Below are 10005 nucleotides of genomic sequence, written 5' to 3'. Positions count from 1 at the left end.
TGACGAGCCACAGTGTGGCGGGCGGGGTGACGGTGTGCCGGGAGTCGTGCGGGGGCGGGGTGTCACCGAGGGCCGCGCGGGCGCCGGGCGGCACGGCACGGTCCGGCGTGCGGGGCGGCGCGAGTCGCGTGCCGCGTACGCGTGGTCACCGGCGCGTGGGCCGGGCAGGTGTCCGGCGCGCCCGGTTGGCGGTGACGAGCCACAGTGTGGCGGGCGGGGTGACGGTGTGCCGGGAGTCGTGCGGGGGCGGGGTGTCACCGAGGGCCGCGCGGGCGCCGGGCGGCACGGCGAGGTCCGGCGTGCGGGGCGGCGCGAAGCCGACCGCGTCCGCCGTGTCCCGGCCCCGCACCGCCCGTACCGTGACCGGCGTGATCCGCACGTTCTCCCAGCCTTCCAGCGCCGCACGGACGCGGTCGGGGTCGCAGTGGGACGGCAGGGCCGCGGGGGCCGGGGCGTGCGGGAGTTCGCCGGGGAGGAGTCGTAACCCCCGTGTCTCGTCGGTGTCCGGGCCGGCCGGGCGGGGGCACAGGAACGCCAGCCGGCCGCCCGGCATCAGCGCCCGCGCCAGGTTCCGGAAGGCGGCCGCCGGGTCCGCGCAGCACATCACGGCGCCCCGGCTGACGATCACGTCGTAGCCGCAGGGCGGGAACGGGTGGACCCGCGCGTCCGCCTCCCGGTAGCCGGCGTTGGCGATCTTCGCGGCGGCCGTGAGCTGCTGGGCCCTGCGCAGCAGCGGCCCCGAGACGTCCACACCGACCGCGTGCCCCCGCCGGGCCCGCCGGGCGGCGGCGCGGGTGAGCGCCCCCGCGCCGCAGCCGACGTCGAGGACACGGTCGCCGAGCCTGATGGCCGCCGCCGCGACCAGCGCCTCTTCGACGCCCGACGGCAGGACGTCGGCACGCCGGGGGAGAAGGGTCCCCCGGAAGCCGGCGGCCCCGGTCACGACGTCCCCCGCACCGTGTGCAGGCTGAACGCGCTCTCCAGCCGTTCCACCGCGGCGAAGGCGCCGTACGCGACGAGACGGACCAGACAGCCGTCGGTGTGTTCCGGACGGCGCCAGGCCGCCACGTCCTCCCCGGTGATCCGGTACGGCGCCAGCGCGGCCAGCAGCGCCAGGCGCGCGCCGGGCCGCTCGCGGCGGTCCGGGAGCGACCCGGACCCGGCGAGCGACGGATGCGAGCCGTCCCAGTCCCACAGCGCCTCCCGGACCAGCGCCTGGTCGCCGGCGTCGAGGAGACCGGCGCCCGCGGAGCCGGCGGCCGAGCGCAGCGCCGCGTAGGCCGGGCCGACGGCGCTGCCGGCCGCCCACGCCGGCCCCGGCTCCGGGTCGTCGAGGAGCGCGAGGGACGCACCGGGCGGGACGGGGCGGCGGACGGTCCTGGCCAGCGAACGGCCCGCGAGGCTGCGCACCGGACGCAGCCGCTGGACGTTGCCCGGCAGCAGCCGCTCGGTCAGCAGGGCCGACACGATCCGGTTGACGAAGTGGAAGGCGAGCGCGGTGCCGATGTAGGCGGGGGCGTGCTCGCGGGGGAACGGGTACGGCATCAGGCCGGCGCCCGGCACGCGGGTGCGCCGCGCCCAGGCCAGCACGCGCGCCTGCTCCTCGTCCCGCGGCCCCTCGCCGCGGGCCAGGCGCTCGGCGAGGGCGTGGTCGCCGGTGGCGTGCAGCAGGACGGTGTGCGCGTCCACGCAGAACGGGCACTTGTTGGCGAGCGACACCCCGTACGCCGTCAACTCCTTGCCGGTGCGGGAGCCCGCGCCGGCGATCAGCGACTCGCGCACCAGCGCCCAGGCGGGGGCGAGGATCTCCGGCGCGGAGGACAGCACCGTGAAGGTGGGCGCGCCGTCGATGCCGAAGTCGCGGGCGAGTTGCTCGTAGACCGCGGCGACCCGACCGGTGGCCGCCCTCGGCGGCAGGGGTTCGGTGAAGCGGAAGAGTGTGGGCATGGACAGCAGCGTGCGCCCCGCGGCCAGGCCCGGTCGTCGTACGGCCGGTGACAGTCCGCGCTGCGACCGCGGGGCCCGTAGGGCGCGGGCCCTACTGCGCGGGGAGTAGTGCGAGAGCCGTCCGCAGGTCTGACGCCGTCGGCGGCGGCGCCGTCTACTGTGCGGGGCATGGGCGGCCACCGGGCCTCACGCCAAGGGCTCGCCGACGCGGCCCTCGCGGCCGTCGTCGGCGCCCTCGTGATGACCGCGGCCGCCTTCGACGCGGACACCACCGCCGTCGACTTCGCGCTGATCGCGCTGAGTTCGGCCGCCCTGGCGTTCCACCGGGCCGCCCCGCGGGCGGTGCTGGCCGTGGCGACGGCCGGCGGCACCGCGTACGTCCTGCACGCCCACCCCGGGCCGCTGTCCGCGCTGCCCGTCCTGGGCGCCGTGCACACCGCGGCCCGCGTCGGCAGGCGCGGGTACGCGGCCGCGGCGGGCGGCGTGTTCCTGGCCGCGTACCTCGCCACCGGCCCGACCACCCAGGAGGCGGTCGAGCGGGCCGCGCTGCTCGCGGGCTGGTTCCTGTGCGCGGTGATCACCGGCCTGGCCGACCGCAACTGGCAGGCGTACCTGCGCCAGACCGAACAGCGCGCCCTGGAGGCGGAACGCACCCGCGAGGAGGCGGCCCTGCGCCGCGCGGGCGAAGAACGGCTGCGCATCGCACGGGAGTTGCACGACTCGCTCACGCACAGCATCTCGATCGTCAAGCTCCAGGCGGGCGTCGCCGTCCACCTGGCCCGCAAGCGGGGCGAGGAGGTCCCGCCCGCGCTGCTCGCCATCCAGGACGCCAGTGGCGAGGCGATGCGCGAACTGCGGGCCACGCTGGAGGTGCTGCGCACCGACGAGCCGACCGGCACGCCCGCGCTGCTGGTGGAGCGGGCGCGCGCGGCGGGCCTCGCCGTCGAGCTCACGGTCGACGGCGAGGAACGGCCCCGGCCCGCGGCGGTCGACCGCGCCGTCTACCGCATCGTCCAGGAGGCCCTCACCAACGCCGCCCGGCACGCGGGCCCGGCCAAGGTCAGGGTCGAACTCGCCTGTGGCGAGCATGAGATGGCGGTGTCCGTCACGGACGACGGCGCCGCCGACCCGGCCCGCCCGCCCGCGCCCGGCGTGGGCCTGACGGGCATGCGCGAGCGCGTCACGGCCCTCGGCGGCACCCTGCACGCGGCCCCGCGCGCGGAGGGCGGCTTCGCGGTGCGGGCGGTCCTGCCGCTGGGGGAGGCGCGGTGATCAGGATCGCGCTGGTCGACGACCAGGCCCTGATGCGCGCCGGTTTCCGGGCCCTGCTCGACGCCGAGGACGGCATCGAGGTGGTCGGCGAGGCGGCGGACGGGGAGCGCGGCCTGGAGCTGATCCGCGCCCAGGTGCCCGACATCGCGCTGATCGACGTGCAGATGCCGGTGATGACGGGCATCGAGGCCACCCGCAGGATCGCCGCCGACCCCGCCCTGTCGGCCGTTCGGGTCGTGATCCTCACCAACTACGGCCTGGACGAGTACGTCTTCGAGGCCCTGCGCGCGGGCGCGAGCGGCTTCCTGCTGAAGGACACCGAACCGGCCGACCTGCTGCAGGCCGTGGAGGTGGTGGCCCGCGGCGAGGCCCTGCTGTCCCCGTCGGTCACCCGCACCCTGATCGGCGAGTTCGTCGCCCGCCCCCCGGACCGGGCCACCCCTCCCGGCCTGGAGTGCCTCACCCGCCGCGAACGCGAGGTGACGGCCCTGGCCGCCCGGGGCCTGACCAACGAGGAGATCGCCGACCACATGGTCATCAGCCCCTACACGGCCAAGACCCACATCAGCCGCGCCATGACCAAGCTCGGCGCCCGCGACCGGGCCCAACTGGTGGTCTTCGCCTACGAGTCGGGCCTGGTCGCGCCGCGACACGGCTGATCCGGGCGCGGAGCGCCTACGCGGCGGTGCCGCCCGCGTAGTCGCCGGCGAACGTCGTCTCGATGGTGGTGGCCACCGACTGGGCCACTCCGGTGCCCGTGAGGATGATCCCCAACTCACGGTTGTTGGAGAGCGAGTTGCTGCTGATGTTCATCGAACCCGCCTCCACCTCCTGGGTGGACAGCCCGTAGTCGGCGACCATGGCCTTGGCGTGGATGTAGAAGCCGTTGGGGTCGGAGTATCCGACGACCGTGCCGCCCGCGGCCTTGACCGTGGACACCTGGCTGGAGTAGTTGCCGGGCGACTCCAGGACCACCCGCACCTTCACGCCCGCCTTGGCTCTGGCGACGATGGCGTTGACCACCGTGCTGTCGCTGAACTCCAGTTCCTCGACGTCGAGCGTCTTGGTGGCGGCGTTGATCACGGACAGCAGCCGGCTGCGGGAGTCGGTGGGCGACCACAGCAGGTGGTCGCCGTCGGTGGGGGTGACCGAGGTGCCGGCGTAGTCCGCGTTGAACACCTTCTCGATCGCGGCGACGTCACGGGTGTCGTCGGTGAACACGCCGTAGTCACGGCCGGTCGAGTAGTACTGCGAGGTGAGGTTGCCGGTCAGGATCAGCGACTTGACGCCGTCCACCGTGATCGTCTTCTGGTGGGTGTACACGAAACTGGCCGGCGACCACGCGACTCCCACGCCCGCGTTCGTCAGCGCGGTGTACGCCGAGCTGTTGGCGGACTTGTGGGCCTGGTCCAGCACCACCCGCACCGTGACGCCCTTGTTCTCCAGGGCTATCAGGTCGTTGACGGCCGTGGTGTCCTCCAGCTCGTACATGGTCATGTCGAGGGAGCTGGTGGCCGAGTTGATGAAGTCGTAGATCGTGGGTTCGCTGCCGCTGAGCGAGAAGGCGAAGGCGGAGTAGCTCGCGGCGTTCGCGGGGACGGCGGTGGCGAGCACGGCGGTGCCGGCCGCCAGGGCGACAGCTGCCCGGCCGAGGACCTTCCACAACATGCGTGACTCCTAGTCGAGTTGAAGCCCACGTGGGGGGTGGAGGTGGTGAGCGTGTGCATGACACCACGCGCGTAGACCGGGCGGAAGGGGAGGCGGGTGAACTCGGGATCAACGGCGGTTCAAGAGGCCGGACGAAAGGGACTTCACACAGGTGGGAGGCGGTTCATGCGGAGCCCGTGGGATCGCAAAATCTTCGTAGGCCCCCGCACGTGGAATGAAATGCTCCATGCGGGAGCGCTCGCTTCGGACCGGCCGAGGCGCCCGACGAGTGAGGTGACAGATGCGGTTCACCACCCGGCCGACCCTCCAGGGCACCTTCGGCATGGTGTCCTCCACCCACTGGCTGGCCTCGCAGTCCGCGATGGCCGTGCTGGAGGACGGCGGCAACGCCTTCGACGCCGCGGTGGCGGGCGCGTTCGTGCTGCACGTCGTCGAGCCGCACCTCAACGGCCCCGCCGGCGAGGTGCCGATCCTGCTCGCTCCGGCCGGCGGCGAGGTGCGGGTGCTGTGCGGGCAGGGCGTGGCCCCGGCCGGCGCGACGGTCGCGCACTACCGCTCACTCGGCCTCGACCTCGTCCCCGGCACCGGGCCGCTCGCCGCCGCCGTGCCCGGCGCGTTCGATGCCTGGATGATGCTGCTGCGCGACCACGGCACCAAGACCCCGGCCGACGTCCTGAAGTACGCCGTCGGGTACGCCGAACACGGACACCCGCCGGTGGACAACGTCGGCGCCACCGTCGACTCCGTGCGCACGCTGTTCGAGACGGAGTGGACCTCGTCCGCGGACGTCTACCTGCCGGGCGGCAGGGCGCCCCGCCCCGGCGAACTGCTGCGCAACCCCGCGCTGGCCGCCACCTGGAAGCGGCTGCTCGCCGAGGTCGCGGGCGCCGGGGACCGGCAGGCGCAGGCCGAGGCCGCGCGGCAGGTGTGGCGGACCGGGTTCATCGCCGAGGCCCTGGTGCGGCAGGCCGCCCGGCCCACCATGGACACCAGCGGCGAACGCCACACCGGCACCCTCACCGCCGCCGACCTCGCCGGCTGGTCCGCCGGCTACGAGACACCGGCGACGTACGACTGGAACGGCTGGACCCTGTGCAAGGCCGGCCCGTGGAGCCAGGGCCCGGCGCTGCTCCAGCAACTCGCCCTGCTGCCGCCCGAACTGCCGCCGTACGGCTCCGCGGACTACGTCCACCTGCTGATCGAGGGCTGCAAACTCGCCATGGCCGACCGGGAGGCCTGGTACGGCGACGCGGCCGAGGCGCCGCTCGACGACCTGCTGTCGGCCGGCTACAACGCCGCCCGGCGCCGGCTGATCGGTGCCACGGCCTCCCATGAACTGCGGCCCGGCAGCCCCGGCGGACGCACCCCTCGCCTGAGCGCCCACGCGCACGTGATCGCCGCCGAGGACCCCGGCTTCGACCCGATGGGCGCCGGTGAGCCCACCGTCGCCAAGGGCCCTACGTCGCCCGTGCCCGGCGAGCCCCCGGTCGACGCGGACGGCGCGACCCGCGGCGACACCTGCCACCTGGACGTCGTCGACCGCTGGGGCAACATGGTCGCCGCCACGCCCAGCGGCGGCTGGCTGCAGTCCAACCCCGTAGTCCCCGAACTCGGCTTCCCGCTCGGCACCCGGCTGCAGATGACCTGGCTGGAGGACGGCCTGCCGAACTCACTGACGCCCGGCCGGCGGCCCCGCACCACCCTGACCCCCTCCCTCGCCCTGCGCGACGGCGAGCCGGTGCTGGCCTTCGGCACGCCCGGCGGCGACCAGCAGGACCAGTGGCAGCTGCACTTCTTCCTCGCCGTCGCCCTGCGCGGCCAGGTGCGCGGCGGCCTCGACCTCCAGGGCGCCATCGACGCGCCGAACTGGCACAACGACAGCTTCCCCGGTTCCTTCTACCCGCGCGGCATGCGGCCGGGCAGCGTCACCGTGGAGTCCCGCACGGACCCGGCCGTGGTCGAGGAGCTGCGCCGGCGCGGTCACCGCGTCACCGTGGGCGCCCCGTGGTCCGAGGGCCGGCTGTGCGCGGTCGCGCGCGACCCGGCCACCGGCGTCCTGGCGGCGGCCGCGAACCCACGGGGGATGCAGGGATACGCGGTGGGCCGCTGACCGGCCGCCGGCCGGGCCGTCGGTCGGGCCGGTGACCGGCCGGCGACACGGAACCGGAATCCCGGATTTCATCCAGATTCCACCGCAAGTGCACCGGACGGGTGGGGATTGTCAGTGGCGCGTGCTCTCATGGAGCCATGATCGGAGACACGGAAACCATCGACGAGTTTCTCGCCCGCCACTCGGCCGACGTGGAGGAGGCGGTCCGCGCGGCCGCCGCGGCCGAGATCATGCCGCGCTTCCGCCGGCTCGCCGCGCACGAGGTCGACCAGAAGAACGGCCCGCACGACCTGGTGACCGACGCCGACCGCCTCGCCGAGCGGTACCTCACCGAGGAACTCGGCAAGCTGCTGCCCGGCTCGGTCGTGGTCGGCGAGGAGGCGGTGCACGCCGACCCGGCGTCGTACGAGGCGATACGGGACGACGTGCCGGTCTGGATCGTCGACCCGGTCGACGGCACCCGCCAGTTCGTGCACGGCGACCCCGGCTTCTGCACCCTGGTCGCGCTCGCCCACCGCGGCACCGTGCTCGCCTCCTGGACGTACGCACCCGCGCTCGGCCGACTCGCCACGGCGGCAAGGGGCCGGGGCGCGTTCCTCGACGGCGAGCGGCTGTACGCCGGTCCGCCCGCCCCGGGCCGCGACCTGCGCGTGGCCACCTCGCACCCCGACTACACGACGGACGAGCAGAAGCGGGCCCTGCTCGGCCTGTGGACCGACGGAGTCGCGCCCCGCCCCTGCGGTTCGGCCGGCCTGGAGTACCTCGCCCTGGCCCGCGGCGAGTCGGACGCGGTCGCCTTCTCCTGGGAGGCGGCCTGGGACCACGCGGCGGGCCTGCTGCTGGTGGAGGAGGCGGGCGGCGCGCACCTGACCCTGACCGGGGAACCGTTCCGGATAACGGGCGGCAACGCCCTGCCGTTCACCGCGGCCCGCGACGCGGCCACCGCCCGCAGGGTGATGGCGCTGCTCACGGGCGCGTCCTGACCCCGACGGCGGGGTCGGCTACCTTGGACCTGGGACGCCGGTCACCCGTCCTATCCTGATGCCCACAAGCCGTCGGCTGACGAGGGGGTCCGAGGTGGCGTCGATGCTCGATGCGGTCGTGGTGGGCGCGGGACCGAACGGACTGACGGCTGCCGTAGAGCTGGCCCGCCGCGGCTTCTCCGTCGCCCTCTTCGAGGCCCGCGGAACAGTCGGCGGGGGAGCCCGCACCGAGGAGCTCACCCTGCCGGGCTTCCGGCACGACCCCTGCTCCGCGGCCCACCCGCTGGGCATCAACTCACCGGCCTTCCGCGCCCTGCCCCTCGAGCGGTACGGCCTTCAGTGGCTGCACGCCGAACTGCCCATGGCGCACCCCTTCCCCGACGGCACGGCCGCCGTGCTGTCCCGGTCGGTCGCCGAGACGGCCGCCTCCTTCGGCCCGCGGGACGCGGGGGCCTACCGCAGGCTGGTCGAGCCGTTCCTGCCCCGCTGGGACACCCTGGTCCGCGACTTCATGTCGCTGCCGCTCACCGCGCTGCCCCGTGACCCGCTCACCCTCGCCCGCTTCGGCCTGGCCGGCCTGCCCCCGTCGACGTGGCTGACCCGCCGCTTCCGCGACGAGCGGGCCAAGACCCTGTTCGCCGGTCTCGTCGCCCACGTCATGGCGCCCCTCAGCGGCTTCGCCACCGGCGGCGTCGGTCTGGTCTTCGCGCTCGCCGCGCACGCCCGCGGCTGGCCCGTGGTCCGTGGTGGCTCCCAGTCCCTCTCCGACGCCCTCGCCGCCCACTTCGCGGACCTCGGCGGCAGCATCCACACCGACTACCAGGTCAAGCGCCTGGACGACCTGCCGCCCGCCCGCGCGTACGTCTTCGACACCTCGCCCACCGCCCTGGCCCGCATCGCCGGCCTCGGCGGCTACTACGACCGCTACCGCTACGGCCCCGGCGTCTTCAAGATCGACTACGCGCTGGACGGCCCGGTGCCGTGGACCGCGAAGGAGGCCCGCCTCGCGGGCACCGTGCAGATCGGCGCGGACAGCGCGGAGATCGGCGCCGCCCTGCACGCCGCCTCCCGGGAGGGGCGGGCACCCGACCGGCCGTTCCTGATCACGGTCCAGCCCAGCGTCGTCGACCCCACCCGCGCGCCCGAGGGCAAGCACGTCTTCTGGGTCTACGGCCACGTCCCCAGCGGCTGGACCGGAGACCTCACCGACGCCGTCGAGGACCAACTGGAGCGCTTCGCCCCCGGCTTCCGCGACCGCGTCCTCGCCCGCGCGACCGCCGGCCCGCCCGAGATGGCCGCCCGCAACGCCAACTACGTCGGCGGCGACATCGCCACCGGCGCGGTGACCGGACTGCAGACCCTGCTCCGGCCGAAACTCTCCCTGTCCCCCTACACCACCCCGCACCCGGCCGTCTTCATCTGCTCGTCGGCCACCCCGCCCGGCCCCGGCGTCCACGGCATGTCCGGCCACAACGCGGCCAAGGCCGTGTGGAAGCGACTGCGGCAGACATGACCCCCACCATCACCTTCGTCCAGGGCGACATCAGCCGCGTCAGCGCCGACGCGATCGTCAACGCGGCCAATTCCTCCCTGCTCGGCGGCGGAGGCGTGGACGGCGCCATCCACCGCCACGGCGGCCCCGCGATCCTCGAGGAGTGCCGCAAACTGCGCGCCTCCAGGTACGGCAGGGGCCTGGCCACGGGCCAGGCGGTCGCCACCACCGCGGGCAACCTGGACGCCCGCTGGGTCATCCACACCGTCGGCCCCGTCCACAGCGCCACCGAGGACCGCTCCGACCTGCTGGCCTCCTGCTACCGGGAGTCCCTGCGCGTCGCCGACGAACTCGGCGCCCGCACGGTCGCCTTCCCCGCGATCTCCACCGGCGTCTACCGCTGGCCACTGCCGGACGCCGCCCGCATCGCGCTGGACACCGTACGCACCACGCCGACGGCCGTCGAAGAGGTCCGGTTCGTCCTCTTCGACGACCGGGCGTACGAGGTGTTCACCCGGCACCTCGCCTGACGG

At 74.7% G+C, this 10005-nt stretch carries 9 protein-coding genes; 6 read left to right on the top strand and 3 right to left on the bottom strand.

Annotated features, from left to right (window positions below):
- Window positions 1-145 precede the first annotated feature (145 nt).
- Both ACZ5GT_RS30870 and ACZ5GT_RS30865 read right to left on the bottom strand, forming a co-directional pair.
- The gene (locus ACZ5GT_RS30870) at window positions 146-943 is read right to left on the bottom strand and encodes a class I SAM-dependent methyltransferase (protein ID WP_469032726.1); all 798 of its coding nucleotides are present in this window, start codon (window positions 941-943) and stop codon (window positions 146-148) included.
- Window positions 940-1947, bottom strand: coding sequence for a carboxymuconolactone decarboxylase family protein (locus tag ACZ5GT_RS30865; protein WP_469032723.1), 1008 nt, complete (start codon window positions 1945-1947; stop codon window positions 940-942). The genes ACZ5GT_RS30870 and ACZ5GT_RS30865 overlap by 4 nt, the downstream gene beginning before the upstream one ends.
- A 168-nt stretch (window positions 1948-2115) precedes the next feature.
- Between ACZ5GT_RS30865 and ACZ5GT_RS30860 the strand changes: the two genes are divergently transcribed.
- Together ACZ5GT_RS30860 and ACZ5GT_RS30855 are read left to right on the top strand one after the other, a co-directional pair.
- A complete protein-coding gene (locus ACZ5GT_RS30860) occupies window positions 2116-3219 on the top strand; it encodes a sensor histidine kinase (protein WP_469032719.1) in 1104 nt (367 codons plus the stop codon).
- The gene (locus ACZ5GT_RS30855) at window positions 3216-3878 is read left to right on the top strand and encodes a response regulator (protein ID WP_469032716.1); all 663 of its coding nucleotides are present in this window, start codon (window positions 3216-3218) and stop codon (window positions 3876-3878) included. Before ACZ5GT_RS30860 ends, ACZ5GT_RS30855 begins: the two co-directional genes overlap by 4 nt.
- Window positions 3879-3894: 16 nt before the next feature.
- Here the strand turns inward: ACZ5GT_RS30855 and ACZ5GT_RS30850 are convergent, their stop codons facing one another.
- Entirely contained in the window at window positions 3895-4887 is a 993-nt protein-coding gene (locus ACZ5GT_RS30850; protein ID WP_469032714.1) for a phospholipase D-like domain-containing protein, read from the bottom strand.
- Between the two features lie 280 nt (window positions 4888-5167).
- Here ACZ5GT_RS30850 and ACZ5GT_RS30845 point away from each other — a divergent pair, with 280 nt between their 5' ends.
- The 4 genes from ACZ5GT_RS30845 (at window position 5168) to ACZ5GT_RS30830 (ending at window position 10002) form a co-directional block, all read left to right on the top strand.
- Window positions 5168-6997, top strand: a complete 1830-nt coding sequence (locus ACZ5GT_RS30845; RefSeq protein WP_469032712.1) for a gamma-glutamyltransferase family protein — start codon at window positions 5168-5170, stop codon at window positions 6995-6997.
- Between the two features lie 137 nt (window positions 6998-7134).
- Window positions 7135-7980, top strand: coding sequence for an inositol monophosphatase family protein (locus ACZ5GT_RS30840; RefSeq protein ID WP_469032710.1), 846 nt, complete (start codon window positions 7135-7137; stop codon window positions 7978-7980).
- 103 nt (window positions 7981-8083) lie between these two features.
- Window positions 8084-9493, top strand: a complete 1410-nt coding sequence (locus tag ACZ5GT_RS30835) for a phytoene desaturase family protein (protein ID WP_469032708.1) — start codon at window positions 8084-8086, stop codon at window positions 9491-9493.
- A complete protein-coding gene (locus tag ACZ5GT_RS30830; protein WP_469032705.1) occupies window positions 9490-10002 on the top strand; it encodes an O-acetyl-ADP-ribose deacetylase in 513 nt (170 codons plus the stop codon). The genes ACZ5GT_RS30835 and ACZ5GT_RS30830 overlap by 4 nt, the downstream gene beginning before the upstream one ends.
- Window positions 10003-10005 lie beyond the last annotated feature (3 nt).

The organism is Streptomyces sp. NPDC031340 (assembly GCF_055569945.1).
This window is presented reverse-complemented; position numbering and strand designations above follow the sequence as displayed.

What these genes read in the sequence shown, in the direction of transcription:
- ACZ5GT_RS30840 (WP_469032710.1), top strand. Translation starts at nt 7,135, where the DNA reads ATGATCGGAGACACGGAAACCATCGACGAGTTTCTCGCCCGCCACTCG.
- ACZ5GT_RS30830 (WP_469032705.1), top strand. Translation starts at nt 9,490, where the DNA reads ATGACCCCCACCATCACCTTCGTCCAGGGCGACATCAGCCGCGTCAGC.
- ACZ5GT_RS30835 (WP_469032708.1), top strand. Translation starts at nt 8,084, where the DNA reads ATGCTCGATGCGGTCGTGGTGGGCGCGGGACCGAACGGACTGACGGCT.
- ACZ5GT_RS30845 (WP_469032712.1), top strand. Translation starts at nt 5,168, where the DNA reads ATGCGGTTCACCACCCGGCCGACCCTCCAGGGCACCTTCGGCATGGTG.
- ACZ5GT_RS30860 (WP_469032719.1), top strand. Translation starts at nt 2,116, where the DNA reads ATGGGCGGCCACCGGGCCTCACGCCAAGGGCTCGCCGACGCGGCCCTC.
- ACZ5GT_RS30865 (WP_469032723.1), bottom strand. Translation starts at nt 1,947, where the DNA reads ATGCCCACACTCTTCCGCTTCACCGAACCCCTGCCGCCGAGGGCGGCC.
- ACZ5GT_RS30850 (WP_469032714.1), bottom strand. Translation starts at nt 4,887, where the DNA reads ATGTTGTGGAAGGTCCTCGGCCGGGCAGCTGTCGCCCTGGCGGCCGGC.